Raw genomic sequence first — 26,433 nt, 5'->3', positions numbered from 1 at the left:
GATGGGCACGCCCCGAGGACGCCGCGTACCACCGCCGACAGTCGAGGTGCCATGGAACGCTCCTGGTTGTTCGCCGACCTCGCCGTGCCCGGTGGGGGATGCGTCGACGCGCGGGCGGCCGAGCTGGTCGGCACGGTGCTGGCGGGGCTGGTGTCCGAGCTGCGCGCCGCCGACCCGGGCGGCTGCTGGTTCTTCGACCGGCTCGACTCCCCCGGCCCGACCCGGCTGCGGCTGGGCCTGCACGCCGGGCCCGCCGCGCTGGACCTGGCGCGGGACCGGCTCGGCCCGTCGGCCCGGCCGGCGCCCCCGGCGTACGCGGTGCGCGACCCGGCCCGGGGCGGACCGCTCGCCCACGCCGGCAGCGAGGTGGCGCTGGGCCTGCTCGGCGGTGAGCCGCCGTGGCTGGCCGGGTTGGAGCTGCCGCTCGCGGTGGCGCACCTGCGGCACCTGTGCGGGCTGTTGCCGGCCGGCGACCGGGCGGCCTTCCTGTTCCTGCACTGGCAGGACCGCAGTCGCGAGCTGACCGGGGCGCAGCGCCGGGACCTCGCCGCGCAGGCGCACGCCGGCGCCGACAAGATCGTGCTGGCCGCCGCCGACCTGCCGCTCGCCGACGACCCGGTGTCGGCGGCCTGGCGGCGCTACCTGGACCGGGTCACCGAGCTGGTGGCCGAGGACCATCCGGCCGCGCCGCGCGGTTTCCTGATCGCCGAACACGCCCAGCTCAGCCACCGTCGCTGGGGCATCGACCCGGCCGTCGACTCGCTGGCCGCGCTGGCGTTGCGGCTGGCCGGGCACACCGTCGCCGCACCACAGGGGAGAGTCGGATGACCGTCGTGGAACGGGTCGACGTGGCACTGGGCGACCGCGCGTACCCGGTGCTGGTGGGCCCGGGCGTGCGGCACCGACTGGCCGCGGAGGTGGCGCGGATCGGGGCCCGCCGGGTCGTGGTGGTGTCGGCCCGGCCGCCGGAGTGGACGCCCGACCCGGGCGTGGCGCACCGGGTGGTGCCGGCCCGCGACGGCGAGCACGACAAGACGCTGGCCACCGTGGAGGCGTTGTGCCGGGCGTTCGCCGAGTTCGGGTTGACCCGCGCCGACGCGGTGGTCTCCTGCGGCGGCGGCACCACCACCGACGTGGTCGGCCTGGCCGCCGGCCTCTACCACCGGGGCGTGGCGGTGCTCCACCTGCCGACGTCGCTGCTGGCCCAGGTGGACGCCAGCGTGGGCGGCAAGACGGCGGTGAACCTGCCGGAGGGCAAGAACCTGGTCGGCGTCTACTGGCAGCCGCGCGCGGTGCTCTGCGACACCGACTACCTGGGCACGCTGCCGGAGGTGGAGCGGCGCAACGGCTACGGCGAGATCGCCCGCGCGCACTTCATCGGCGCCGGCGACCTGCGCGGCCGGACGGTGACCGAGCAGATCACCGCGTGCGTGGCGCTCAAGGCCCGGGTGGTCGCCGCGGACGAGCGCGACGCCGGGCTGCGGCACATCCTCAACTACGGTCACACGCTCGGTCACGCGTTGGAGCGGGCCACCGACTTCCGGCTGCGGCACGGCGAGGCGGTCGGCGTGGGCACGGTGTTCGCCGGGCGGCTGGCCGGGCGGCTCGGTCGGATCACTCCCGCCCGGGTGGCCGAGCACCACGAGGTGGTGGCCGGCTACGGCCTGGAGACGGCCCTGCCGCCGGGGGTGACGCACGACGAGCTGATCGCGTTCATGCGCCGCGACAAGAAGTCCACCGCCGGCCTGACCTTCGTGCTGGACGGCGCGAGCGGCCCGGAACTGGTCGCCGACGTGCCAGAGACCGAGGTCCGCGCCGCCCTGGCCGAGATGTAGGCGGTACGGGACTCAGGGGCGATCCGCGACGTAGGTAGGTCGAGGCCAGGCACTCGGGCGTGTCGGCGACGAGGAAGGAGATTACTCAAGGGCAATATGACCGCTGGTCATAATTATGACCTGAAGGCATATCGTTCGTCGCTGACATCTCCTGGTGGCCCTCACGCACCGTGACACTCGGGTGGACCGCGCCAACCCTCACCATCGCCGGGTCGTGCCTCAGCGCACCGCCGGGCAGTGCGTCAACAGCTCCTCAGGCTTGTGCGCGACCAGGTCGGGGCCGGCGGCCAGCAGCGCGGTCACGTCACCGCCGTGCCAGGTGGTGGCCACCGTGGTCACGCCGGCCTCCCGGCCGCTGGTCAGGTCCGTGATCGCGTCACCGACCATCATGGCCACGCCCGGCGGCATGTCGAGCAGTTCCAACGCGCGCAGCACGATGTCCGGCGCCGGCTTCGGCCGCGGCACCTCGTCCGAGCCGATCACGTGGTCGAAGAGCGCGAGCACGCCGAGCAGGTCCAGCAGGGACCGGGCGCGGGGACCGCTCTTGCCGGTGGCGACCGCCATCCGGACGCCGCGCTCGTGCAGCGCCTCCAGCGTCTCGCGGACGCCGGGGAACAGCGGCACCCGGTGCGCCAGCCGGTAGCTCTCCCGGACGAACGGCGCCTCCATCTCCAGCGGCAGCCCCATCAGCCGCATGATGTCCGGGAAGTACCGTCCCATGTGCTTGTTGTACTCCTCGAACGGCGCCGGTCCGCCGCCCACCACCTCGGCGTACGCGACGCTGAACGCCTCACGCATCACCGCCGAGCTGTCGACCACGACCCCGTCGAGGTCGAACACGACCGCGCGGATCGGACCCGTACGCCAGGCGAGGACGGTGGCGCCGACGGTCGACGGCGGCTGGCTCATGGCTGCTCCCGAAGGTGAGGTCGCCCGGTGGTTCTCACCGGTCGCGCGCTCCCGCCAGCGCGGGCACCGGCGGGGTGGGCCGGGCGCAGCGGTAGACGCGTTCGATGGCGTCGATGGTGCGGCGGGCGTCGGCGGCGGCCACGCCCCGGCTGGCCTCGTCGGCGAGCAGGCCGGGCAGCGCGTCGAGCTGCCGGTCGTACTCGGCGCCGATGGTCTCGGCGGCCAGCGGCAGCGCGACGGTCTCGCCGTCGCGGGTACGGGTCAGTTCCGGCGCGTCGACCCGGTTCGGGCTGAACCCGAACGTGCAGCGCAGCGTCGCCGAGCCGTGGGTGCCGTGCACGGAGATGGTGGTGCGGTCCGTCGCCTCGTGCGACGCCCAGCAGGCGTGCAGCGCGGCGGACGCGCCGTCGGCGGTGAGCAGGAACGCGCGGGCGGTGTCCTCGACGTCGCCGCGTCCACCGGGCCCGGCGGTGCCGCGCCAGGCGGCCTGGGCGGCGCCGTCGTTGACGAAGTCGTCGGAGACGCTGCCCACCGCGTGCGCGATCGGCGCCGGGCCGAGCAGCGGCAGCACCGTGTCGAGCAGGTGCCAGCCCAGGTCGACGAGCGCGCCGCCGCCGGAGAGGTCCCGCCGGGTGAACCAGCCGCCGGCGTCGGGCACGCCCCGGGCGCGTACCCAGGCGACGTCGACGTGCCGGACCGGTCCGAGGTCGACCACGGCCCGCAGCAGGGCCCGCACGTCGGCGCGGTAACGGGCGGCGCTGCCGGCCAGCAGCACCGCGCCACCGGCGCGTTCGGCGTCGGCCAGCTCGTCGGCCTCGGCGGAGGTGAGGCAGACCGGCTTCTCCAGGAACACCGGTACGCCCCGGCGCAGCAGCCGGGCCGCCACGGCGGCGTGCAGGTGGTTGGGGACCGCCACCACCACCAGGTCGGCGGCGTCGGTGGGTAGGTCGGCCACGTCGGCGTACGCGTCGGGCACGCCGTGCGCCGCGCGGGCCCGGTCTCGGGCGGCGGCGTCCGGGTCGACCACGGCGGTCACCGTGAACCGCTGGTGCGCGGCGAGCCGGGGCAGCCAGATCTGCCGCCCGGCCCAGCCGAGACCGGCCACCGCGACCCGGACGGTACGCCCCGGCGCGGCGGCCGGCTGCGGCCCGGTCATCCGGCCAGCACGTCGGCGAGCACGGCGGCGATCTGGTGCATCTGCTCCTCGGTGCCGAGCAGCGTGCGGTGGTGCAGCCAGACGCAGTCGGCGTGGATCTGCTCGACGTTCGGGCACCGCTCGGCGATCTGCTCGACGGTCTCGTCCGGCGCGCCGGCCAACCAGAAGCCGTCGCAGCGGTAGATGGCGCGGAACGCGACGAACGCCGGGATGCCCCGGGCGATCAGCTCGTCGACCACGACCCGGCGGCGTTCCGACGTGATGCCGGGGATCCGGAACATGGCCATGTAGTGCGGGTTGCGGTCACCGCGCGGGTCGCGTCCCTGCGGCACCACGCCGGGGATCTCGGCGAGCAGGCTAGCCAGCAGCGGCCAGCGCTGCTCGCGCACCGCGATCTGACCGTCCAGCCGGGACAGTTGGGCACGCAGCACGGCGGCGCTGAACTCGTTCATCCGGTAGTTCGAGCCGGTGGTGCGGTGCAGGTAGTCCCGGTCGGTGCGGGGCCGGCCGCAGCTGTGCACCAGGAACGCCTTCTCGTAGCTCTCCTCGTCGGGGAAGAGCACCGCGCCGCCCTCGCCGGCGGTCATCAGCTTGCCGTTCTGGAAGCTGAACGCGGCGACGGAGCCGAGTTCACCGACCCGCCTGCCCTGCCACTGCGCGCCGTGCGCGTGCGCGGCGTCCTGGAGCAACGCGACGCCGGCGTCGGAGGTGATCTTGTCGAGCGCGTCCATGTCGGCGAACTGCCCGGCCATGTGCACCGGCATCACCACGCGGGTCCGGTCGGTGATCGCGGCGGCCACCGCGTCCGGGTCGACACAGTAGGTGTCCAGGTCCACGTCGACCGGCACGGCCACCGCGCCGAGGCGCTGCGCGGCAAGCGACGACGAGATGAACGTGAAGGCCGGGACGATCACCTCGGTGCCCGGTCCGACGCCCAGGACCTCCAGCGCCACCTCCAGCGCGTGCGTGCCGTTGGTGACGGCCAGCGCGTGCGACGACCCGTGGTACGCGGCGAACTCGGCCTCGAACGTGTCGACCTCGTTGCCTCCGACACGCCACCACTGGCCCTGCTCCAGGGCCCGGATGAGGCCGGTCCGTTCCTCGTCGCCGAACTGCGGCCACTCGGGGAACTCCGGTGCCGACAGATCACTCATGATGTCCCACTCCCTGATCCAGATTGGAACGGCCCGGCAGGACGCTAACCGAGCCGGCACGGCGCTGACCTCCCCTAACGGCCCCTAGCCGCCCCTAACCGCCCCCTGCCGGCGGGGGTCCGCACCGGGGACGGGGTCGATACTCCGAGGACCTGTCGTCGTCCGATTCCGGTGAGGTGCAACGTGCCCGAGGTGCTCCTGCTCAACGGCCCGAACCTGGGCATCCTCGGCAAACGGGAACCGGAGATCTACGGCACCGACACGGTGGCGGACATCGAGCGGGCGGTCGGCGAGGAGGTCGCCGGACGGGGGTGGCGGGTCGTCGCGAGGCAGCACGACTGCGAGGGCGAGATGATCCGTACCATCCAGGACAGTTATGAGACGGTGGGCGCGATCGTGAACCCGGGAGCGTTGATGATCGCCGGTTGGAGCCTGCGCGACGCGCTGGCCAACTATCCCCATCCGTGGCTGGAGGTCCACCTGTCCAACGTGTGGGCCCGGGAGAGTTTCCGGCACGACTCGGTGCTCGCCCCGCTGGCCTCGGGGGTGATCGTGGGCCTCGGTGCGCTCGGCTACCGGCTGGCGGCCCGCGCGCTCGTCGCGACCGTGCCCTGACCGTCCACCCCGTCGCACCCGTACCGGTCGTCCGCCGCGGCGACCCGACCCCCGAGGAACCCCGTGACCGTCGCGATCATCGTTCTCACCATCCTGCTGGCCATCATCCTGATTCCGCTGGCCGTGCAGAAGCTCACCGGCAACGCGCAGATGCGCGAGCGGATGTCGCACCTCGGCGTCTCCGCCGGGCTGACCCGCGTCATCGGCCTGCTGGAGCTGGCCGGCGTCGCCGGGCTGCTGCTGGGCCTGAAGTTCTGGCAGCTCGGCGTGGTCGCCGCGGTGGCGATCACCGTGCTGCTGATCGCCGCCGTGGCCTACCACCTGCGCGCCAAGGACGACGGCAAGGTCATCATGGTGCCGCTGTTCTTCGCGTTCGCCTCGGCCGCGCTGGCGTTCCTGCACCTGCTGGCGCACTGAGGCCGGCGTGACGGGCGGGCCGGACGCCACGCTGCTGGGCGTCGACGTCGGGGGCACCAAGGTCGCGCTGCGCGCCGAGGCGGCCGGCCGGCCCGCGTACGAACGGATCGTCACCTGGCCGGCCGGCGCGGACCCGGCCGCCGACCTGGCCGTGCTGGCCGCCGAGGTGGCCGCGCTGCGCGCCGGCTTCGGCCCGGTCGACGCGGTCGGCGTGGCCATGCCGGCGACCGTCGACCGGGCCGGCGCGGTCGTGGCCTGGCCCGGCCGGCCGAGCTGGGTCGGCCTGGACCTGGCCGGCGCGCTGCGTGGCCTGTTCCCCGGCACCCCGACCGGGTACGCCGACGACGGCGACCTGGCGGCGCTGGCCGAGGCCCGGCACGCGGGCCGCGCCGACGTGCTCTATCTCGGGGTCGGCACCGGTGTCGGCGGCGGGATCGTGCTCGGCGGGCGCAACGCCCCGGCCGGCGCGTCCGCCGAGGTCGGGCACATGGTGGTCGACCTGGGTGGGGACCGGTGCGACTGTGGCCGGTCCGGCTGCCTCCAGGCGGTCGCGTCCGGGCCGGCCACGCTGCGCCGCGCCGCCCGGCTACGCGGCGGGCCGGTCGACCACCACCGGCTGCGCGCCGGGCTGGACGACGGCCGGCCGTGGGCGGTGGCGGCGATCGAGCCGGCCTGCGCCGCGCTGGCCGCCGCGGTGGTGAGCCTCGGCGAGCTGCTCGCCGCCGACCTGGCGATCGTCGGCGGCGGGTTCGCCACCGGCCTGCCCGGTTTCGTGCCGCTGGTCGGGCACCTCACCGTCGGCCGTCCGGGGCGGCCCGCCCCCCGCGTCGTCGCCGCCGCGCTCGGCGGGCTCTCCTCGCTGCACGGCGCGCTCCACCTCGCCCGCGACCTCGCGGGCGTCCCGGTCCCGCCCGGGACCGGGGCTCGACCAAGGGAGAACAGCCAATGATCAGGATCGGGGTCGTCGCCGGCAGCACCCGCCCGGGCCGCAAGGCCGACGCGGTGGCGCGCTGGGTGTGCGACATCGCCGCCGCGCGGGCGGACGTCGACGCGGAACTCGTCGACCTGGCGGACCATCCGCTGCCCCACTTCGCCGAGCCGCTGCCCCCGTCGATGGCGCCGTCGAGCCGTCCGGCGATCCGCCGGTGGGGCGCGGTCGTCGGCGCGCTGGACGCGTTCGTCTTCGTCACCCCGGAGTACAACCACTCGATCCCGGGCGTGCTCAAGGACGCGATCGACGTGCTCTACCAGGAGTGGCACCACAAGCCGGCCGGGCTGGTCGGCTACGGGGCGCACGGCGGCACCCGGGCCGCCGAGCACCTACGGCTGGTGCTCGGGCAGGTGTCGGTGCCGGTGGTCCGCTCCCAGGTGGCGCTCTCCCTGCACACCGACTTCGTGGCGTTCCGCGACTTCCGCCCCGGCCCGCACCAGCGGGAGGCGGTCGGCACCATGCTCGACGAGGTGGTGGCGTGGGCGGGCGCGCTGCGGACGCTGCGCCGCCCGCAACCGGTGCGATGATCGCGATCGGCGGCGCCACCCGCCTCTACGCGCTGCTCGGCGACCCGATCGCGCAGGTGCGCGCGCCCGGCCTGCTCAACCCGGTGCTGGCCCGGCGCGGCGCGGACGCGGTGCTGGTGCCGGTGCACGTGCCCGCCGCCGCGCTGCCGGAGGTGGTGGCCGGGCTGCGGCAGGTGGCCAACCTGCACGGCATGCTGGTGACCGTGCCGCACAAGGCGGCCCTGCTCGACCTCGCCGACCGGGCCACCGACCGGGCCCGGCGGGCCGGCAGCGTCAACGCGTTGCGCCGCGAGGCGGACGGCACCTGGTCGGCGGACACGTTCGACGGCGACGGGTTCGTCCGCGGACTGGTCGCGGCCGGACACGACCCGCGCGGCCGGCGGGTCTGCGTGGTGGGCGCCGGCGGCGCGGGCAGCGCCATCGCGGTGGCGCTGCTCGACGCCGGGGTGGCCGCGCTGCACCTGGCCGACACCGACCCGGCCCGGCTGGCCGCGCTCGGCGGGCGGCTGTCGGCCGCGTACCCCGGCCGGGTCGATGCGGCGTCCCGGCCGCGACTGGCCGACGCCGACCTCGCGGTCAACGCGACGCCGGTGGGGCTGCGCCCGACCGACCCGCCGCCGTTCCCGGTGTCGGAGCTGCCGGCGCGGGCGGTGGTCGCGGACATCATCATGACCCCGGCGGAGACGACGCTGCTGCGCGCCGCCCGCGACCGGGGCCTGTCCGCGCATCCCGGTGAGCCCATGCTGACCCACCAGATCGACGGCTACCTCGACTTCTTCGGCCTCTGAGTCACAGCGGCGCGAGACGCCTTTTGAGCAGGCAGAACTCGTTGCCCTCGGGGTCGGCGAGCACGTGCCAGGACTCCTCGCCGGTCTGGCCGACGTCGGCCGGACGGGCGCCGAGCTTCAGCAGGCGGTCGAGTTCGGCGTCCTGGTCGCGGTCGGTGGCGTTGACGTCGATGTGCAGCCGGGGTTTCGCCCGCTCCGGCTCGGCCGTGGGGCTGAGGATGATCGTCGGCTGCGGGCCGCCGAACCCGTCGCGCGGCCCGATCTCGATGCTCCCGTCGCCCTCGCGGTCGAGCACCACGAAGTCGAGGACCTCGCACCAGAACCGCGCCAGCGCCTCGGGGTCACGGCAGTCGAGCACGAGTTCGCTGATCCGACAGGCCATGATCGCAACCTACTCCCCCGCACCCGTCGCGGCCCGGTCGGACGCGCTGCGCAGCACGCAGAACTCGTTGCCCTCCGGGTCGGCGAGGACCGCCCAGCCGGAACCGTCCGGATTCCGGTGGTCGGCGACGAAGGTGGCGCCGAGCGCCAGCAGCCGGGCCACCTCCTCGTCGCGCGACGTCTCCGGACGCAGGCACAGATGAAGGCGGTTCTTGCCCCGCTTGGGCTCGGGCACCTGGTTGAAGTGCAGGACCGGACCCTCGGCCAGCAGCACCTGGGTCTCCGGGTCACCCGGCCGGGACTCCGGATGCAGCGGACGGCCGGTCACGTCGCTCCAGAACCGGGCCAGCGCGTAGGCGTCCGCACAGTCGATCGCCACGTTCTGGAGAACCGAAACCATGTGCGCCAGCCTTCCGCACGACCGCACCGGACTTCAACCCGTTTCCCCGGACGGGGGCGCGCTGTTCCTCGGCGAACTGCTGGCCGGGCCGCAACTGCTCGGGGTGATCTCCGTGGTGGGTGCCACCCTGGCCGGCCGCCGTCGACCCGGGATCAGTCGTCGCGGCCGGGCGCGGTCATGTCGCCCGTGCCCGGTGTGCCGTCGGCGAGCCCGTAGCGCAGATAGACGGTGCCCTTCCGGTTGGCGACCGGCGGTTCGAGGAGCGTGACGTTGGTGGGCACCGCGCCACCGTCGAACACCTTCTTGCCGACGCCCAGCACGATCGGGTGCACCCAGAGGTCGATCCGGTCGAACAGCTTCTCGCGCAGCAGCGTCTGCACCAGGTTCAGGCTGCCCACGACCTTCACGTGCTCGTGCCGGTCCCGGACCTCGCGTACCGCCGTCGCCAGGTCCGGGCCGAGCACCGTGGATCCCTGCCACGACAGGTCGGGCCGGCCACGGGAGGCCACGTACTTCGGGACGCGGTTGAACAGCGTGGCGATCTCGTTGTCCTCGCCGCCCTCCTGGTGCGGCCAGTAGGCGGCGAAGATGTCGTACGTCCGCCGGCCGAGCAACAGCGCGTCCGTGCCCTGGTACGCGGCCGTCACCTGCGCGCCGGTGGTCTCGTCCAGCAGCGGCGCCTGCCAGCCGCCGAACGGGAACCCCACCGGGTCCTCCTCCGGACCGCCCGGCGACTGCCCGACGAGGTCGAGGGTGGCGAACAACTCGATGTGGATCAGTCCCATGGCGCGTGCTCCGGTCGTCTGGTCATCTCGGTCGGGGAGGTAGACCGGTGCCCCTCGCCGAACTCATCGCTGCCGGTGACCGGGAAAGCGGCCGGTGGAACACCATGGCTGTCATACCGGGTCGGAGACAGCCATGGTGTTCCACCCACGGCGGATCTTGGGCGGGTTCCTGTACGCGGCGTCACGATCTCCGTGCGGCGGCCGGGTTACCGTCGCCCCGCTCCTCACCGATCTCGTGCCAAACCTGCTCGAACAGGTCGCGGGCGACCTCCCGCCGGCCGTGCTGATGGTGCAACTGCACGCCATCGTTGATGCGGGTGAGCGTGCCGTCGAAGGTCACCGGCTCAGGCTAGCTCCTCCCCTGCCCCATGGCCCGGGCCGCTGACCCGCGCCCAGCTCGGGTGGTCAACCACGTGATCGGCACCCCGCCGGGAACCAGGCGGGCGACCCGGACGACTATCCCTACATGGCGTGTGAGCAGTGGCGGGAGATCCTGTCGGCCGAGCTGGACGGTGAGGCGTCCCGGTCGGAGAGCGAGGCGGCCGAGGCGCACCTGGCCGGCTGCGCCGGCTGCCGGGGCTGGTTCGACTCCGCGGCGGCGGTCACCCGCCGGGCCCGTACCCAGCTCGCCCCGCAGGTGCCCGATCTGGTGGCGTCCGTGCTGGCCGCCGCGCCGCCGCCCCGGCCGAGCCGACGCCGGCGGGTGGCGCTCGGGCTCCGCGCGGCGCTCGGTCTGCTCGGCGCGGTGCAGTTGGTGCTGGGCCTGGCGCAGATCGGCCGGGAGGCGGTGGTCGCCCACGCGCACGCCTCCGGCCAGCACCTGTGGCACGAGTCGGCGGCGTGGAACGTGGCGGTGGGCGCCGGTTTCCTCTACGTGGCGGTGCGCCGGTCCACCCCGTCCGGCCTGTTGCCGATGCTCAGCGCGTTCGTCGCCACGCTGGTGCTGCTGTCGGTGAACGACCTGATCACCGGGCAGGTGGCGATGACCCGGCTGGTCAGTCACGGCTTCCTGCTGGTCGGCTGGGCGGTGATGCTGGTGCTGTCCCGGCCCTGGTGGCGTCCCGGGGACACGCCGCCCGGACGGGGTCGGTCGACCGGCTCGCGCTGGACGCTGCGTGCCGAGGAGCCGGCCGCGCCGACGCCGCTGCGGCTGGTGCCGCCCGGCCCGTACCCCGCGCAGGCCCGCGACCGCCGCGCCGCCTGACCCGCGAGCGGCCCGCCGTACCCCGCACCGGCCGGCGCGCGCCCGGCCGGTCACCCGGGCCGGCCGGCGCCACCGCGTTCGGCCTGTCGTCGCCCGGGTGGCTCAGCGGGCGCGGCGACCGCGGGTGTCCCCGGCCCAGGCGGCGACCAGGTCCTCGCGGGCGCGGGCGACCCGCGACCGGATGGTGCCGACCGGGCAGCCGCACACCTCGGCCGCCTCGGCGTAGGAGAGGCCGAGCACCTGGGTGGCGACGAACGCCTCCCGGCGGTCCGGGGCGAGCCCGGCGATGAGTCCGCGCAGCGCCACCCCGTCGTCCCCGCCGGCGGTCACCGCCCCGGCCGCCTCGGCGGCGGTCTGCCAGTCGGGCAGCGCGGCCACCCGGGGGCGGGCGGTCGCGGCCCGTACGTGGTCCACGGCCACCCGGCGGGCGATGGTGAAGATCCAGGTCCGGGCCGAGGAGCGGCCGGCGAACCCGGGCAGGCTGCGCAGCGCGCGCAGGAACGTCTCCTGGGCGAGGTCCTCGGCGTCGGCCGGCCCGGCCAGGTGGACCAGGAACCGCCACACCGGTCCCTGGAGCGCGCGGACGAACGCGGCGGCGGCCTGCTGGTCACCCCGGCCGGCCCGGTGCGCCCACCGGGTCACCTGATCGTCGTCGGCGTCCGGGCTCATCCCGAACCCATCCGCCGGCCCGGCCCGGTCATGCCGGACGGTACGGATGCGGGGCTCGCTCGGTTCATCCCTGGCGTCCTCTCCGTCACCTGGCCACCGACCGCGACGATCGGGGTGGCCCGATATTGGTCGGCCGGAGGACGGGAAAAGTTCCCGAGCGCCGGCGGTCAGTCGGCGAGGGAGACCGCGACCGGGCCGACCCGCAGGACGCCATCGGTCAGCGGGGCGCAGCGGACACCGCCCCGGCCGCGCAGCGCCTTCCATGTGCCGGGCGCGACCACCACGTCCAGCCAGGCGCACGGCGGTGCGGCCCGGTGCACCCGCAGGCTGACCGGCCCGTCGCCGGAGTCCAGCGTGAGCACCCGCCCGACCAGCTCGTCCACCGCGATGCCGCTGGTCAGCACGTTGCGCCGGAGCTGGGTGAGATCGGCGCCGGCCGGCAGCGACTCCTGCGCGATCAGCGTGACGCTGGCGGCGCGGTGCGCCGGCCGACCGAAGTAGCGGTCCCCCACGATGCCCAGCCCGGCGCGGAGCCGCACCTGGTCGACCAGCTCACCGGGCGGCGCCGGAGCCGGCCCGTCCGCCGGCCGGCCCACGTAGCGGTGCACCGGCGAGGCCAGCAACTGGACGATGTGCGGCACGGCGACGACCGCGCTCAGGAGGACTGCGGGGTGAGCAGGTAGTCGCCGTCGTCCGGGCTCCACCGCAGCTCCACCACGCCGTCGGTCGCAGCCGCCTTGCAGAACTGGAGGAAGCTGCGGTACCCGAGCTTCTTCTCGCTGAAGTCCGGCCGGGCGCGCCGGAGCTGGTCCTTCAGGCCGGAGAGCGCCACCGCGCCGCCCTCGCCGGCGAGGTCCGCCACCACGGCGCGGAGCAGCCCGAACGTGACCTCCCGGTCGCCCCGCTCGGGCAGTGACACCTCCGGGTCGCCCTTGGCCGGGCCGGCGGCCAACTCCACCACGTTCGACCCGGCCAGGTGCCGCAGCAGTTCCCCGAACGTGCGGAAGCCGTAGTTGGACTCGCTGAACGTCGGGTCCTTGCGGAGCAGCGCGCGTTTCAGGCCGGACGCGGTCACCTCGCCACCGCCGCTGCCCTGCATGCCGGCCACGGTCTGCACCAGCAGGACGGCGAGCGTGTCGACGTCGCGCGGCGACTCCTCCTCACCCGGCGCGGTCTCCACCACCGGTTCGGGCGGCGGCTCCGCCACCGTCGGCCCGCCCGACCGGTTCGGGCGCGCGCGGCGGGCGGCGGGCGGCGGCACGTCCACCCCTTCGAGGCGGTCGTAGTAGAGGAACTCGTCGCAGGCCGGCGGCAGCAACGCGGAGGTCGACTTCTCCACCCCGACGCCGATCACCCGCTTGTTCAGCTCCCGCAACTTGTGCACGAGCGGGGTGAAGTCGCTGTCCCCGGTGCAGATCACGAACGTCGAGATGTAGCCCCGCTCGAAGGCCAACTCGACCGCGTCCACGGCCATCTTGATGTCGGCGGCGTTCTTGCGGGAGAAGCCCATCCGCTGCGGGATCTCGATCAGCTCGACGTGCGACCGGGTCAGCATCCGCCGGTCCTCGTCGAAGTACGACCAGTCGGCGTACGCCCGGCGCACCACCACCCGGCCGCGTTCGGCCAGGGCGTCGGCGATCGGACGAAGGTCGAACGGCCGACCGCCGTGATGGTCTCGTACGCCCAGCGCCAGGTTCTCGTAGTCGAGGAACAGCGCGATTCGGTCTTCCTGATCCACGTCGGCCAGCCTAGCGGGGTCGGACCGGCGCGCCGGTCAGCGCCGCCGCTCGTCGCGGTAGATGATCTCCCGGCGGGCGACGCGCTGGATGGCGTAGCTGGCCACCAGGAGCGCCAGCGCGAGCACCACCTCGACCCCGGCGACCGTGCCGTTGGCGACGGTGAGGCCGAGCAGCAGCAGGATCAGCCCGACCACGGCCAGCAGGCCCGCCAGCAGCAGCCGCGTACGCCGCCGCGCCGACCGGCCCCCGCCGCCTGCGCTCACCCCGCCCGCCTCTCCCCCGGCTCCCCCGGTTCGAGCCTAGGTGCTGCCCGGCCCGCCGGTGGGGGATCCGGCATCGGCCGCCGGAAGCGCCGTCCGCGCTGCCGGCCGCCGACGGGAATCGGGATCGCCGCCGGAAACACCGTGGGGGCCGGCCGCCGTCGGCGGTCGGCCCCCACGGGACAGGGCGGATCAGTGCATCGGTACCGGCGTCGGGCGCTGCTCCTCGCCCGACTCGCCGTCCAGCAGGTGCGACGGCTCCCGCCGGCGCGGCAGGAAGGCGGCCGGGACGAAGGTGAGCACCGCCAGCCCGAAGGCGACCCAGAACGTGGTGGCGAACGAGTTGGCCGCGAAGTCGAGCCCGCGCTCGATCAGCGACGGCGGCACCGGGAACTGCTGCGCCAGCTCGGGCTGCTGCTGCACCGCGATGGCGAGCTGGGCCTCGGTGACCGGTGCGCCGGTGCCCGGATCGGTCACGCCGGGGATCGGCCGGGAGCCGTTCAGCTCGCTGGTGAGGATCACCGACATCGTCGCGGCGCCCACCGACCCGGCGATCTGCTGGAGGATGTTGACGAGCGTCGAGCCGCGGGCCACCTCGGCCGCGTTCAGCGTCTTCAGCGCCGAGGTCATGATCGGCATCATGGTGCCGCCCATGCCGAGGCCCATCACGAACAGCGAGCCGCAGAGCAGCAGGTAGGACGTGTCGGTGCCGACCTGGGTGAAGGTGAAGAACCCGGCCGCGATGAGCACCAGCGAGAAGGGCGCCGTCCGGCCGATCGGCACCCGGTCGGCGAGCATGCCACCGATCGGCATGGTGAGCATCGCGCCGATGCCCTGCGGTGCCATCAGCAGGCCGGCGTTGAGCGTGCTCTCGCCCCGGATCTGGAGGAAGTAGCTCGGGAACAGCAGGCCCGCGCCCATGAACGCGATGATGAAGACGACCAGGGTCAGCGCGGCGATGGTCAGGTTGCGGTTGCGGAACAGCCGCAGGTCGAGCAGCGGGTGCTGGGGCCGGAACGAGTAGCGGACGAACGCGACCACGAGCGCGGCGCCGGCCGCCATGGGCAGCCAGACCTCGGGATCGGTGACCGTGCCGGCCTCCGGCAGCGAGGAGACGCCGTAGAGGAACAGGGCCAGGCCCGGCGAGAGCATCAGCATGCCGAGGAAGTCGAAGGACTCCGAGGGCTCGGGGGCGTCCTTCGGCAGGGCGAGCTGGGCGTAGACGAGCGCGACCACGCCGATCGGCACGTTGATCAGGAAGATCCAGTGCCAGCTCGCGGTGTCGATCAGCCAGCCGCCGAGGATTGGGCCACCGATCGGGCCGAGCAGCATCGGGATGCCGAGCACCGCCATCAACCGGCCGATCCGGTGCGGACCCGCGGCCCGGGTCATGATCGTCATGCCGAGCGGCATGAGCATGCCGCCGCCGAGGCCCTGGACCACCCGCCAGGCGATCAGCTCGCCGATGGAGTCGGCGGTGGCGCAGAGCCCGGAGCCGATGGTGAACAGCGCCAGCGCCACCATGTAGAGCCGTTTGGTGCCGAACCGGTCCGCGGCCCAGCCGCTGAGCGGGATCACCGTGGCAAGGGCGAGGGTGTAGGCGGTCATGGTCCAGGCGACGCGCGCGTAGGAGGCGTCGAACTCGCGCTGGAACGTGGGGATGGCCACGCTGACGACGGTCACGTCGAGGATCGACATGACGGCGCCGAGCACGACGACACCGGCCACCTTGAGCACCGCGGCGTCGAGTTTGTTCGATGTCGCTACGGATTGCTGGGTCACAGACAGTCTCCTGGTTCCGGTTCGGCTCGATGCGGTGGCGATGCCGCGCGCCGTGGGGCTCGCGGGCGGACGTGCGGTGGGCGACGCCCGGCACGGAAGCCTAGTCACGGAGTGCGACATCGTGCGGCCGGTTTTGCCAAGAGGCGAACGGCCGTGCTTCCGGACACCCGCCCGTCACCCAGGACGCCGTCCGGGTTCCGCCCTCTCGCTGCCGAGAAGCCGCACCGTAACCACCCCTACGCCCGGATTCGTCGCCCGCGTCGACGCCCTTCCACCGGTCCGGGACCCGTCCATCACCGTGACGAACGTCATGTTTACGGCGCGGCGTCGATGCGGATCCGATGTCGGAGTTCCGACGCCGGGACAGCGGCGTGCCACCTTGCCGGCTGCGGCACCGGCACACCGGGCCGCTCCCGCGGGGCCGGTGCGCGGTGCCGGCGCTCCACTGTCGACGGCCGCGTCACGCCGGGGACAGGTCCGCCATCAGGGCGATCTCGGCCGTGCGGGAGCGGTCGATGCGGGTGGCGAGGTCGCGTACCCGTTCACTGGTGCCGGCCGTGACCTGGGCGTGGGCCAGCGCGGCGGCGGTGCGCTGGTGCCGGGTGAGCACGTCGAGCAGCACCCGGTCGACGTCGGCGGCCCGGGCGGCCCGCAGCCGGGTCAGCCCGGCGGCGGCGTCGCTGTGCCCGGAGTGGTCGTGCCGCGTGGCGGCGGCCACGGCCGACGGGCCGGCCTCGCGCAGCCAGCGGCGCATGGTGGCCAGCTCGTCGGTCTCGGTGGCCCGGATCGCGGCGATCAACGTCCGCACCCGCGGGTCGGTGGCCCGGTCGAGGCCGACGCCGACGATCTCCAGCGTCTGCCCGGTGTGCGCCACCATCATGGCCAGGAAGAGCGCGTCGATGCCGCTGGCAGTGTCGTCGACGACCGGCGCGGGCCGGGATGCCACGGGCGCCACCGCCCCACCACCACACCCGCCCACACCGAGCACCCCGACCAGCACCACCACCATCACCACACCTCGACGCATCCATTCCTCCAATCGAGACGCCCTCTCCCCCCACCCCGCTGATTCACGGGAAGGGTGGCCATTTCGCGGGGCATGGCCACTCTTTCCGAGAAGGTGCGAGCCGGGAGCGGGGTGGGGGTGAGCGGGGTCAGAGCTGCTGCCAGAGGGCGGGGACGTTGGGGGGTTCCCAGCCGGCGATCGCGGTGTGCGCCTGGCGGCAGCGGTAGCTGCGGCCGTCGTAGGTGACCGTGTCGCCGACCTGGTACGCGCGGCCGGCGGTCCACGTGCCGCCCGGCACCGGCGAGCCGGTCGGGGCGGGCGTGGGCGACGGGGTCGCGGTGCGGGTCGGCGAGGGGGTCGGCGACGGGGTGGGGGTCGGATTGCCGCCCCCGCCGCCGATCTGGAGGTCCACGCAGGCGTAGAACGCGTTCGCGGTGTCGGCGATGTTCCAGACCGCGAGCAGCTTCTGCCGGCCGGAGAAGCCGCCCAGGTTGACGGTGTGCGACACGGTGGCGTCGGGTTGCCGGCCACCGCCGTCGACCACCGCGACCCGGGTGTTGCCGATCCAGTACTCCCAGTTGGCGGTGGCGTGCCGGGCGGTGTTGACCCAGGTGAACGTGGCGGTGCTGCCGACCGTGGTGGCCGGCCAGTTGCGGCTGTCGTCGTTGAGCACCGCGAACTGGGCGATGCCGGCGTGGCAGCTCTTCAGGCCCTTGGGCCCCTCGACGCTCTGCGGCTCGTAACGGATCTGGCCGCAGTCGGGCACCCGGTTCTGCGCGCAGAGCGCCTGCCGGCTGGGCGGCGAGGAGACGTAGCCGTGGGCCTGGGCGGGCGCGGCGAGCGCCAGGGCCGCGGTGACGGCACCGGCGCTGAGCAGCGGAAGTGTGATTCTTCGGCGCATCGTGGCAACTCCTTCGGGGGAACGGGAGATGTCACGAACATAAATTAAACCTTGTTAACAGTAAAGACTCCTATCTATAAATTAAGCCTTGAGCCGAGCGCGCCACGCGTGGAATTCTGATCAGCGCGCGGAGCCGATCGTCGTCCCTGGGCACCCGGACGCCGGCAGGCATCCGGGAGGACGGCGGCACCGATCCGGGAGAACCCGCCTCTCGAAGGACACCCGCATGAGGAGATCCCTGCCCCGCCCACGCCGGTGGACCGCGTACGCGGCGAGCCTGCTGCTCGTCACCACCGCGCTCGCCACCGTCGGACCACCCGCCGCCGAGGCCGCCGCCGACCCGGTCGCGGTGACCGTGAACGCCCGCGCCGGGCTGGCCACCGTGCCGGACACCGCGCTCGGCGTCAACCACGCCATCTGGGACGCGAAGCTCGGCAGCCCCGAGACGTCCGACCTGCTCAAGGCCGCCGGCGTGCGGATGCTGCGCTACCCCGGCGGCTCGTACGCCGACATCTACCACTGGAAGACGCACACCGCGCCCGGCGGCTACGTCGCGCCGGACACCGACTTCGACACGTTCATGGCGGCGGCCCGTCGGGTCGGCGCGCAACCGATGATCATCGCCAACTACGGCACCGGCACGCCGGCCGAGGCTGCCGACTGGGTGCGGTACGCCAACGTCACCAAGGGCTACGGCGCGAAGTGGTGGACCGTCGGCAACGAGAACTACGGCAACGGCCTCTACGGTTCTGCCTGGGAGGCCGACGACCACGCCGACAAGAGCGCCACCCAGTACGCCAAGCTGGTGATCGAGTACGCCGACGCGATGAAGGCGGTCGACCCGAGCGTCAAGGTCGGCGCGGTGCTCACCATGCCCGGCAACTGGCCGGACGGCATCACCGCTGGCGGCGACCCGGGCCCGTGGAACCGGACCGTGCTCTCGCTCGCCGGCCCGAAGATCGACTTCGTGGACGTGCACTGGTACCCGGGCGGCACCGCCGCCGAGTCGCTGACCCGGACCAACCAGATCTCCGACGCCACCTGGCTGCTGCGTCAGCAGATCGACAGGTACGCCGGCGCGAACGCCGACCGGATCGGGATCAGCCTCACCGAGCTGAACGTCGACGCCGGCCGCACCACCCAACCCGGCGCGCTGTTCCTCGCCGACGCCTACAGCGGCCTGCTGGAGCAGGGTGTCTTCACCGTGCAGTGGTGGAACGTGCACAACGGCATCGGCACCGTCTCCGAGGTCGCCGGCCAGACCGACTACGGCGACTTCGGGCTGCTCTCCAGCGGCGGCTGCGCCAACGGCGGCGAGGTGTGCGAGCCACCGTTCAACACGCCGTTCGCGCCGTACCACGCGCTGTCCATGATGAACACGTTCGCCCGCCCCGGTGACCAGTTCGTCCGCGCCGGCACCGACCAGCCGCTGGTCAGCGCGCACGCGGTGCGTCGGCCGGACGGCAGCCTCGCGGTGCTGCTGCTCAACAAGGACCCGGACACCGCGTACCCGGTGGCGGTCGACTACGCCGGCTTCACCCCGGCGGACGAGGCGCCGACCGTGCACACGCTGACCAACGGCGCGAGCGGCGTGACCACCGACCGCTCCGGCAGCGCCACCACCCGGACGCTGCCGCCGTACTCGCTGACCACGCTCGTGCTCCGACCGGCCGGCAGCTCCGCCGGGCGGCCGGGCGCGCCGGGCCGGCCGACCGCGGGCGCGGTGACCGACCGCGCCGCGACCCTCTCCTGGCCGGCCGCCGCCGTGGGCGCCGCGCCGATCGCGAAGTACGAGGTGTACCGGCAGTACGGCGCCGTCAGCGAGCAGCTCGGCGAGACCGCCGGCACCTCGTTCACGGTGCGCAACCTCGAACCGGGCACCCGCTACACGGTCAACGTGCTGGCCCGGGACACCGCCGGCCGGGTGTCCTGGTCGTCCCCGCCGCTGACGTTCGCCACCGGCAGCCCGGCCGACAGCGGCTGCGCGGTCCGCTTCCACAACGACACCGACTGGGGCAACGGCTACGTGGCGACCGTCGAGGTGGTCAACACCGGTCCGGACCCGGTCGACGGTTGGACGCTGACCTGGACCTGGCCCACCGGCTGGCAGCAGGTGAGCAGCGGCTGGAACGGCACCTGGACGCAGACCGGCACGGAGGTCCGGGTGACCCCGACCGCCGACAACCGCCGGCTGGCCGCCGACGGTGGGAGCACCAGCGTCGGGTTCGTCGGGTCGTACAGCGGGCCGAACGTGCCGCCCGGCGTGTTCCGGCTCAACGGCACGGTCTGCACCGTCCGGCCCTGAGCCGGCGGGCCGCTCCCTGAGCCGGGGGTCAGCCCCGGCCGGGTGGGCGGAGTCGGACGTCGGCCGCCGTCGGGACCTTCGTGGTCCGGCGGCGGCCGGCGCGGCGCGGCGGCGGCACCACGTGCGGGCGGGATGGCCCCACCACCGGCGGGACGGGCCGGCGGTCCACCGTGGCCGGTCGGGGCAGCGCGGCCAGGATCAGTCCGAGCAGCGCCACCGCGACGACCCCGTCGAGCCAGTAGTGGTTGCCGGTGCCGACGACCACGACCATGGTGACCAGCGGGTGCGCCAGCCAGAGCCAGCGCCACCGCCCGGCGGTGACCGCCACCAGGGCCAGCGCCACCGCCAGCGCCCAACCCACGTGCAGCGAGGGCATGGCCGCGTACTGGTTGCTGAGCTGGTCGGCGTCGGGCGGCCCGTAGACGCTGGGGCCGTACCGGCGGCCGGTGTCGATCAGGCCGGTGAGCGCGGTCAGTCGCGGCGGCGCGAGCGGGACGCAGACGTGCAGCACCATCGCCGCGCCGGTGAGCGCCGCGAGCGCCCGCCGCAGCCGCAGGTAGTGGGCCGGCCGGCGCAGGTAGAGCCAGACCAGGCAGAGCACGGTGGCCGGGAAGTGCACGTACGCGTAGTAGCTGTTGGCCAGCCGTACCGGCAGCTCGTGCGCCAGCAGCGGGGCCTGCACGAGCGCCTCGTCGGGCAGGTGCAGCAGTCGTTCCAGCCACCAGATCCGTTCCCCGTTGGCCAGCGCGGTGCCGGCCCGTCCGGCGACCAGTTGCCGACCCGCCTTGTAGGCGAGGAAGAGCACCGCGACAAGCGTCAGTTCACGGGCCGCCCGGCGCAGCGCGCCACCGGGCCGGGACGCGCCTCGCCTGCTGTCCATGCTCCTCCTTCGCCTGGGTCCGCCCGGCCGGCCGGCACGGACCAGGGCCGCCGCCGGGGTCGGCGACGGCCCTGGGGTTACCGGCTCAGCGGCGGGCGTGTTCCTCCCGGCCGGCCGGGTCGGCGTCCACCCCGTCGAACGCGGGCGCTGCGTCGACCGCGTCGGCACCCACCGCCACCGCACGGCCGGGGTCCGGCAGGTCGAGGCTGGAGCGCAGGGTAACCGGGCGCAGCAAGAGCGCCGCCACGACACCGACCACCGCGATCGCGGCCGAGATGAGGAAGATGTGCCCGGTCGCGTCCCCGTACGCGGCACGGACGATCTGGCGTACCGGCTCGGGCAGCGCGTCCAGGTTGAGTGTGCTGCCGCCACCGCCGGTGGTGGGGATGCCGGCCGCGGCGAGGTCGTGGGTGATCCGGTCGGTGACCTGCCGGGCCAGGACCGCGCCGAGCACCGAGACACCGATGGTGCCGCCGAGCGACCGGAAGAAGGCCACGCTGGCGCTGGCCGCGCCGATGTCCTTGAGCGCCACCGTGTTCTGCACCGCGAGCACCAGGTTCTGCATGGTCATGCCGACGCCGACGCCGACGACGAACATGGCCACCCCGACGATGACCAGCGAGGTCTCGTGGTCGATGGTGCCGAGCAGGGCGAATCCGGCCACCAGCACGATCGCCCCGAACACGATGTACGGCTTTATCTTCCCGCTGGTGGTGATCATCCGGCCGGCCACGATCGAGGAGATCAGCACGCCGGCCATCATCGGGATGGTGAGCAGGCCGGCCTCGGTCGGGCTGTAGCCGCGGCCGATCTGGAAGTACTGGCCGAGGAAGACCGCGCCGCCGAACATGGCCATGCCGACCGCGAGGCTGCCCAGGATGGCGAGCGCGGTGGTGCGCTCGCGGACGATGTGCAGCGGCACCACCGGCTCGGCGGCCCGCGCCTCGACCCGGACGGCGAGCGCCAGCAGCAGCGCCGCGCCGCCGACCATGGCGGCGGTCTGCCAGGAGAGCCAGGCGAACGAGTCGTCGACGAAGGAGATCCAGATCAGCAGCACGCTGACGCCGGCCGCGATCAGCGTGGCGCCCAGGTAGTCGATCTTGACGTTCTGCCGGCGCACGGTGGGCAGGTTCAGCGTGATCTGGAGCAGGAACAGCGCGATGATCGCGACCGGCACGCCGACGAAGAAGCACCAGCGCCAGCCGAGCCAGGAGGTGTCGACGATGAGGCCGCCGAGCAGCGGGCCGCCGACCGTGGCCAGCGCCATGACGCCGCCCAGGTAGCCGTTGTACCGCCCGCGTTCGCGCGGCGGGATCATCGCCGCGATGGCCACCTGGACCAACGCCTGGAGGCCGCCGACGCCGATGCCCTGGAAGGCCCGGGCGGCGATGAGCTGGCCGGCGCTCTGCGAGAAGCCGGCCGCCACGGAGCCGACCAGGAAGACCACGATGGCGACCTGGATCAGCAGCTTCTTGCTGAACAGGTCGGCCAGCTTGCCCCAGATCGGGGTGGTGGCCGTGGCGGTGAGCAGGGTGGCGGTGACCACCCAGGTGTACTGCGTCTGCGAGCCGTTGAGCGCGCCGATGATCTTCGGCAGGGCCGTCGAGACGACGGTGCTGCTCAGCATGGCCACGAAGAGCACGAGCAGCAGCCCGCTGAGTGCCTCCAGCGTCTGCCGCCGGCTCATGGGCACGGCCTCGGCCGTCGCGGTGGGTGCGCTCATCGCGCGGTCCTCCAGGTGTGTCGGATAGGTCGCCTCTTGGTTGCCTCAAGCAATCATCAACAAATGTTGCCCATCAGGCAACTTTGCCCGTTGAGAAAAGGATCACGTACGCTGGCCGGCATGGACGAGTGCACCGGCCTGCGGGAGCGGAAGAAGGCGGCCACCCGCCTGGCGCTGCACGAGGCGGCCCTGCGGCTGGCCGTCGAGCACGGCCCGGACCGGGTCACCGTGGAGGCCATCGCCGACGCCGCCAACGTCTCCCGGCGCACGTTCTCCAACTACTTCGCCGGCAAGGAGGAGGCACTCTTCCACGGCGACACGATGCGGCTGCGTCGGATGCTGGAACTGGTCGCGGCGCAGCCCACCGAGCTGCCGCCCTGGGCCGCGCTGACCCGGGCCGCCCTGGCCCAGGCCGACGAGGGGTACGACGACCCGGCCGAGCCGTGGCTGAGCCGGCGCCGCCGGCTGCACGGCCACCCGAGCCTGGCGGCCCACCAGGTCGGGGCGTACACGGCGATCGAGCGGGAGCTGTCCGCCGAGATCACCCGCCGGCTCACCGGCGCCGACGCGCCGCTGCGGGCGCGGGTGCTGGCCGCCACGTTCCTGGCCACGCTCCGCGTCGCCGCCCAGCAGTGGATCGAGCATCCGGACGCGCCGCTGCGCGACGTGCTGCGCGACGTGCTCGCCCACGCCACCCCCGTGGCCGGGGGACTGCCCGATGAAACCCGCATGGCGGCTGAGCTGGGCTGACACACTCGGCCGGTGGGCGGCGACCGGTGGCGCAAGGGGCTCGGGCCCTCGGCGCGGGTCGCCCCGGCTACCCGGGTCGACAAGTTCGAGATCTTCTTCGACCTCGTCTTCGTGGTGTCGTTCTTCATCATCACGCGGGCCACCGCCGCCAACGTGACCGGACGGGAGCTGCTGCACGCGCTGCTGGCGCTCGCCGTGCTCTGGTGGTGCTGGGTGGTGCACAGCGCGGTGGCCGCCCGGCTGCGGCTGGGCGAGGGCTTCGTGCCGATCCTCATGGTGGTCGGCATGGTCGCGTTGTTCACGTTCGCGCTGGCCCTGCCGCAGGCGTTCGGCGACCTGCGCCAGGGCACCGCCGGGCCGATCCTGGTCACGGTCAGCTACGTGGTCATCCGGGTCGTACACACGTCGCTCTACTGGTACGCCACCCGCGACGACCCTGCGGCCCAGCGCAAGATGTGGCTGTTCCTGCCCGAGGTGCTGCTCTCCACCTGCCTGCTGCTGGTGGCCGCGTTGCTGCCGCCGCAGGTGGACCCGGAGACCGGGCCGTGGCTGCGCGACGCGCTCTGGATCGCCGTGGTGGCGATCCAGTACAGCAGCGGGCTGCTGGCCGGCACCGACGGCTGGAAGATCACCTCGGCGGAGCACTGGACCGAACGCTACGACCTGATCCTGATCATCGCGCTGGGCGAGTCGGTCATCTCGGTCGGCGTCGGCGGCAACCTGCTCGGCAAGCCGGTGACCTGGCCGGCCATCCCGGCGGCGATCTTCGGCATCCTGTTCACCGCCGCGCTCTGGTGGGCCCACTTCGACATGGTCGGGCCGGCCGCCCGGATCGCGTTGCACGCCGCCCAAGGCCACCCACGGGTGGCGATGGCGCGCGACGCGTACGCCTATCTCTACCTGCCCATGATCGCCGGGGTGATCCTGTTCGCGCTCGGCGCGGAGGAGCTGGTCCGGACCGTCACCGACCCGGTGGGCGGCGCGGCGGAGCGGGGCCACGGGCCGGCGGTGCCGCTGCTCTTCGTCGGCGTGATGGTCTACCTGGCCGCCAACATGGCGTTCCAGTGGCGCACGCTGCGGACGCTGTCGTGGACCCGGCTCGGCACGCTTGTCGTGCTGGCGGTCACGCTGCCGATCGGCCGTCACCTGTCCGCGCTCGGCGCGCTCGGCCTGCTCACCGCGATCTGCCTGGCGCTGGTCGCGGTCGAGCTGGTGATCTTCGCGGACGCCCGCGTGGCGCTGCGCCGGGCGGTACACCAGGAGCGGGCCAGCGCCGAGGAAAACGAGGCCGCCTGGCGGGCCCGGTGGCACGACGGCGAGTCGGAGTGACCGCGCCGATCCGCCGCTCGACGCGGGCCGTAGAGTCTCCGGGTGATCGAGATCGCCACCGAGGTCGACCTGTTCCACCAGCCCGCCCGGATCTGGCGGGCGTTGACCGAGCGGGCGCTGCTGGCCAAGTGGTTCGCCGACAGCACACCGCGGGACGACCACTGGACACTGGCGACCGCGGCGCTGCCCGGCTACGACGCCGACACCGAGGTGGAGCTGGTCGAGCTGCGCGCGCCCCGACGGCTGGTGGTGCGGTGCCGGGAGGGCGACCGGGCCACCCGGCTGGCCTGCGACCTCACCCCCAGCGGGCACGGCACCCGGCTCTCCGTCCGCGAGGTGCTGGAGGAGGGCGACTGGGACGCCGACGCGCGTGCCGAGCAGCACGAGCGGGCGCTGACCGGACGACTGCCGGCCATCCTCGACTGGCTCGCGTTCCAGGAGGTGGACCTGCGCCGCGCCGAGGGCGGGCTGACCGCGGAGCTGCCGGTGATCCGCCTGCTCGGTGACGAGCGCGGTCGCCCCCGACGGCGGGTCCTGCTGGCCGCGGGCGCGGTGACGCTGCTCGCCGGCGCGGCCGGGGCGTCGCTGTGGGCGACCCGGGACACCCCGCCGTCGCCGGCCGCCCCGCCGCCGTCGTCACCGGCGCTGGTCCTGCCCACCACCGCGCCCGCCGCGTCGCCGCGGCCCACCACCGCCCGGCCCACGCCGAGCGCCAGCCGCCGCAGCGCCTCCCCCTCGCCGTCGCCGTCGCGCTCCCCCAGCCGTACGCCGAGTCCGACGCCGTCGGTGGCCGCCGTCGGGCTGACCGCGACGTACCAGACCGTCACCGACCGGGTCTTCGGCTACCGGGGCGAGGTGGTGCTACGCAATCCCGGACCGGCCCCCCGGCCGGAGTGGACGGTGACCGTGACGCTCGGCGACGGGGCAAGCGTGGGCTCGGTCAACGGTGCGGAGGCGGCGCAGGACGGCGTCGTGGTCACGTTCACCGGCCCCGAGCTGCCGCCCGAGGGCTCCACCACCATCCGCTTCGACGTCCGGGACCCGGACCCGCTGCACGACGCCCCGGAGTCCTGCGCCGCCGACGGCACCCCCTGCACCACGTCCTGACCCTCCGGGGATCATTCACATATTTCTATCGTTGAGGTCATGGGAGCGCTCCCGTAACATACCTGACGCGGCTGTTAACGCTCACATCACAATCGCCCCCGCGAATGCGCGAGCCGCCACCACCACAGGAGGAAGCCCCATGTCCAGATCCAGAGCGGCCCATGTCGGCCTGGTCTCGGCCGGTGTCGCGTTGCTGGCCTCGGCCGGTGTCGTCGCGGCACTGCCGGCCGGCGCGGCGGCCGCCGGTTGTTCGGTGAAATACACCGTGTCGTCGCAGTGGGGCGGCGGCTTCGGCGCCGAGGTCGCCATCACCAACCTCGGCGACCCCCTCAACAACTGGACGCTGACCTGGTCCTACGGTGCCGGCCAGACCGTCACCCAGGCCTGGAACGCCACCGTCACCCAGAGCGGCGCGAACGTCACCGCCAGGAACGTCGACTACAACGGCGCCATCCCCACCAACGGCACCACCTCGTTCGGCTTCAACGGCGCGTGGACCAGCAGCAACCCCGCCCCCACCAGCTTCGCGCTGAACGGCGTCACCTGCACCGGCGGCACCGCCCCCACCACGCCGCCCACGTCGTCGCCCACCACGTCGCCGACCAGCTCGCCCACCCCGCCGCCCACCACGACGCCGCCGCCGAGCGGCACCTGCAACCTCCCGTCGACGTACCGGTGGTCGTCGACCGGCGCGCTGGCGCAGCCGAAGTCCGGCTGGGCGTCGTTGAAGGACTTCACCGTCGCCCCTTACCAGGGCAAGCACCTGGTGTACGCGACCACGCACGACTTCGGCTCGTCGTGGGGCTCGATGAACTTCAGC

29 protein-coding genes are annotated in these 26,433 nt (G+C 73.8%); 13 read left to right on the top strand and 16 right to left on the bottom strand.

Translation table 11 applies throughout. The features are described from left to right. Positions 1-51: 51 nt before the first annotated feature. Both AB0B02_RS26695 and AB0B02_RS26690 read left to right on the top strand, forming a co-directional pair. On the top strand, positions 52-828 hold the full coding sequence (locus tag AB0B02_RS26695) for a hypothetical protein (protein WP_281940949.1): 777 nt from the start codon (positions 52-54) through the stop codon (positions 826-828). Then, positions 825-1,835 carry a 3-dehydroquinate synthase family protein gene (locus AB0B02_RS26690; RefSeq protein WP_357304720.1) on the top strand — a complete coding sequence of 337 codons (1,011 nt, stop codon included), beginning with the start codon at positions 825-827 and terminating at the stop codon, positions 1,833-1,835. The genes AB0B02_RS26695 and AB0B02_RS26690 overlap by 4 nt, the downstream gene beginning before the upstream one ends. Before the next feature lie 219 nt (positions 1,836-2,054). Here AB0B02_RS26690 and AB0B02_RS26685 read toward each other — a convergent pair whose 3' ends face one another. The 3 genes from AB0B02_RS26685 to AB0B02_RS26675 are packed head-to-tail and all read right to left on the bottom strand — an operon-like array spanning position 2,055 to position 5,054. Beyond that, the gene (locus tag AB0B02_RS26685; protein ID WP_357304717.1) at positions 2,055-2,744 is read right to left on the bottom strand and encodes an HAD-IA family hydrolase; all 690 of its coding nucleotides are present in this window, start codon (positions 2,742-2,744) and stop codon (positions 2,055-2,057) included. A gap of 34 nt (positions 2,745-2,778) precedes the next feature. Next, positions 2,779-3,900 (bottom strand): Gfo/Idh/MocA family oxidoreductase, encoded by a 1,122-nt coding sequence (locus tag AB0B02_RS26680; protein ID WP_281940943.1) that lies wholly within the window; start codon positions 3,898-3,900, stop codon positions 2,779-2,781. Further along, positions 3,897-5,054: a DegT/DnrJ/EryC1/StrS family aminotransferase gene (locus tag AB0B02_RS26675; RefSeq protein ID WP_357304714.1), complete on the bottom strand. Its 1,158-nt coding sequence runs from the start codon at positions 5,052-5,054 to the stop codon at positions 3,897-3,899. Before AB0B02_RS26675 ends, AB0B02_RS26680 begins: the two co-directional genes overlap by 4 nt. 183 nt (positions 5,055-5,237) lie before the next feature. Between AB0B02_RS26675 and AB0B02_RS26670 the strand changes: the two genes are divergently transcribed. The 5 genes from AB0B02_RS26670 to AB0B02_RS26650 all read left to right on the top strand — a co-directional run bounded on the left by AB0B02_RS26670 (position 5,238) and on the right by AB0B02_RS26650 (position 8,392). Next, positions 5,238-5,669, top strand: coding sequence for a type II 3-dehydroquinate dehydratase (locus tag AB0B02_RS26670; RefSeq protein WP_107161134.1), 432 nt, complete (start codon positions 5,238-5,240; stop codon positions 5,667-5,669). A 63-nt stretch (positions 5,670-5,732) separates the two neighbouring features. Next, positions 5,733-6,086, top strand: a complete 354-nt coding sequence (locus AB0B02_RS26665) for a DoxX family protein (RefSeq protein ID WP_281940938.1) — start codon at positions 5,733-5,735, stop codon at positions 6,084-6,086. A 7-nt stretch (positions 6,087-6,093) separates the two neighbouring features. Next, positions 6,094-7,035, top strand: a complete 942-nt coding sequence (locus AB0B02_RS26660) for an ROK family protein (RefSeq protein ID WP_357304710.1) — start codon at positions 6,094-6,096, stop codon at positions 7,033-7,035. Beyond that, positions 7,032-7,604, top strand: a complete 573-nt coding sequence (locus tag AB0B02_RS26655) for an NAD(P)H-dependent oxidoreductase (RefSeq protein ID WP_357304707.1) — start codon at positions 7,032-7,034, stop codon at positions 7,602-7,604. Before AB0B02_RS26660 ends, AB0B02_RS26655 begins: the two co-directional genes overlap by 4 nt. Further along, entirely contained in the window at positions 7,601-8,392 is a 792-nt protein-coding gene (locus AB0B02_RS26650; RefSeq protein WP_357304704.1) for a shikimate dehydrogenase, read from the top strand. The genes AB0B02_RS26655 and AB0B02_RS26650 overlap by 4 nt, the downstream gene beginning before the upstream one ends. Before the next feature lies 1 nt (position 8,393). Here the strand turns inward: AB0B02_RS26650 and AB0B02_RS26645 are convergent, their stop codons facing one another. The 4 genes from AB0B02_RS26645 to AB0B02_RS26630 all read right to left on the bottom strand — a co-directional run bounded on the left by AB0B02_RS26645 (position 8,394) and on the right by AB0B02_RS26630 (position 10,298). Continuing rightward, complete coding sequence (locus AB0B02_RS26645; protein ID WP_281940930.1) at positions 8,394-8,774, bottom strand: VOC family protein; 381 nt, start codon at positions 8,772-8,774, stop codon at positions 8,394-8,396. Between the two features lie 9 nt (positions 8,775-8,783). Further along, positions 8,784-9,173 (bottom strand): VOC family protein, encoded by a 390-nt coding sequence (locus AB0B02_RS26640; RefSeq protein WP_357304700.1) that lies wholly within the window; start codon positions 9,171-9,173, stop codon positions 8,784-8,786. Between the two features lie 152 nt (positions 9,174-9,325). Further along, entirely contained in the window at positions 9,326-9,958 is a 633-nt protein-coding gene (locus tag AB0B02_RS26635) for a dihydrofolate reductase family protein (RefSeq protein ID WP_281940926.1), read from the bottom strand. Between the two features lie 181 nt (positions 9,959-10,139). After that, entirely contained in the window at positions 10,140-10,298 is a 159-nt protein-coding gene (locus AB0B02_RS26630; RefSeq protein ID WP_357304696.1) for a hypothetical protein, read from the bottom strand. A 126-nt stretch (positions 10,299-10,424) separates the two neighbouring features. Here AB0B02_RS26630 and AB0B02_RS26625 point away from each other — a divergent pair, with 126 nt between their 5' ends. Next, entirely contained in the window at positions 10,425-11,162 is a 738-nt protein-coding gene (locus tag AB0B02_RS26625; RefSeq protein WP_281940913.1) for a zf-HC2 domain-containing protein, read from the top strand. A gap of 102 nt (positions 11,163-11,264) precedes the next feature. Here the strand turns inward: AB0B02_RS26625 and AB0B02_RS26620 are convergent, their stop codons facing one another. The 7 genes from AB0B02_RS26620 to AB0B02_RS26590 all read right to left on the bottom strand — a co-directional run bounded on the left by AB0B02_RS26620 (position 11,265) and on the right by AB0B02_RS26590 (position 17,519). Next, on the bottom strand, positions 11,265-11,831 hold the full coding sequence (locus AB0B02_RS26620) for a sigma-70 family RNA polymerase sigma factor (protein WP_281940911.1): 567 nt from the start codon (positions 11,829-11,831) through the stop codon (positions 11,265-11,267). Between the two features lie 167 nt (positions 11,832-11,998). Then, the gene (locus tag AB0B02_RS26615) at positions 11,999-12,472 is read right to left on the bottom strand and encodes a molybdenum cofactor biosysynthesis protein (RefSeq protein ID WP_281940909.1); all 474 of its coding nucleotides are present in this window, start codon (positions 12,470-12,472) and stop codon (positions 11,999-12,001) included. 14 nt (positions 12,473-12,486) lie between these two features. Next, complete coding sequence (locus AB0B02_RS26610) at positions 12,487-13,569, bottom strand: NYN domain-containing protein (protein WP_281940907.1); 1,083 nt, start codon at positions 13,567-13,569, stop codon at positions 12,487-12,489. Between the two features lie 36 nt (positions 13,570-13,605). Then, positions 13,606-13,833, bottom strand: a complete 228-nt coding sequence (locus tag AB0B02_RS26605) for a hypothetical protein (RefSeq protein WP_357304690.1) — start codon at positions 13,831-13,833, stop codon at positions 13,606-13,608. A 189-nt stretch (positions 13,834-14,022) separates the two neighbouring features. Then, a complete protein-coding gene (locus AB0B02_RS26600) occupies positions 14,023-15,612 on the bottom strand; it encodes a DHA2 family efflux MFS transporter permease subunit (protein ID WP_357304687.1) in 1,590 nt (529 codons plus the stop codon). A gap of 460 nt (positions 15,613-16,072) precedes the next feature. Further along, positions 16,073-16,639 carry a DUF305 domain-containing protein gene (locus AB0B02_RS26595; RefSeq protein ID WP_357304684.1) on the bottom strand — a complete coding sequence of 189 codons (567 nt, stop codon included), beginning with the start codon at positions 16,637-16,639 and terminating at the stop codon, positions 16,073-16,075. A 127-nt stretch (positions 16,640-16,766) separates the two neighbouring features. Beyond that, entirely contained in the window at positions 16,767-17,519 is a 753-nt protein-coding gene (locus AB0B02_RS26590) for a lytic polysaccharide monooxygenase (protein WP_281940874.1), read from the bottom strand. A gap of 226 nt (positions 17,520-17,745) precedes the next feature. On the opposite strand from AB0B02_RS26590, the gene AB0B02_RS26585 reads away from it, so the two are divergent. Then, a complete protein-coding gene (locus AB0B02_RS26585; RefSeq protein WP_357304679.1) occupies positions 17,746-19,824 on the top strand; it encodes a cellulose binding domain-containing protein in 2,079 nt (692 codons plus the stop codon). 28 nt (positions 19,825-19,852) lie between these two features. Here AB0B02_RS26585 and AB0B02_RS26580 read toward each other — a convergent pair whose 3' ends face one another. Both AB0B02_RS26580 and AB0B02_RS26575 read right to left on the bottom strand, forming a co-directional pair. After that, positions 19,853-20,704, bottom strand: coding sequence for a phosphatase PAP2 family protein (locus AB0B02_RS26580; RefSeq protein ID WP_357304676.1), 852 nt, complete (start codon positions 20,702-20,704; stop codon positions 19,853-19,855). 85 nt (positions 20,705-20,789) lie between these two features. Then, the gene (locus AB0B02_RS26575) at positions 20,790-22,427 is read right to left on the bottom strand and encodes an MDR family MFS transporter (RefSeq protein WP_357304673.1); all 1,638 of its coding nucleotides are present in this window, start codon (positions 22,425-22,427) and stop codon (positions 20,790-20,792) included. Between the two features lie 120 nt (positions 22,428-22,547). Here AB0B02_RS26575 and AB0B02_RS26570 point away from each other — a divergent pair, with 120 nt between their 5' ends. The 4 genes from AB0B02_RS26570 to AB0B02_RS26555 form a co-directional block, all read left to right on the top strand. Next, entirely contained in the window at positions 22,548-23,177 is a 630-nt protein-coding gene (locus AB0B02_RS26570; RefSeq protein ID WP_357304670.1) for a TetR family transcriptional regulator, read from the top strand. A gap of 12 nt (positions 23,178-23,189) precedes the next feature. Next, positions 23,190-24,506, top strand: coding sequence for a low temperature requirement protein A (locus tag AB0B02_RS26565; RefSeq protein ID WP_357304667.1), 1,317 nt, complete (start codon positions 23,190-23,192; stop codon positions 24,504-24,506). Positions 24,507-24,548: 42 nt separating this feature from the next. After that, positions 24,549-25,613 carry an SRPBCC domain-containing protein gene (locus tag AB0B02_RS26560; RefSeq protein WP_357304664.1) on the top strand — a complete coding sequence of 355 codons (1,065 nt, stop codon included), beginning with the start codon at positions 24,549-24,551 and terminating at the stop codon, positions 25,611-25,613. Positions 25,614-25,752: 139 nt separating this feature from the next. Continuing rightward, the coding region (locus AB0B02_RS26555; RefSeq protein ID WP_357304661.1) for a non-reducing end alpha-L-arabinofuranosidase family hydrolase at positions 25,753-26,433 on the top strand (681 nt) is incomplete at its 3' end.

The sequence above is a fragment of the Micromonospora sp. NPDC049240 genome (genome assembly GCF_040647835.1).
In the GTDB taxonomy this organism is placed as follows: domain Bacteria; phylum Actinomycetota; class Actinomycetes; order Mycobacteriales; family Micromonosporaceae; genus Micromonospora.
Note: the sequence above shows the minus strand (reverse complement) of the source record. Positions and strands in the feature narration are given on the sequence as shown.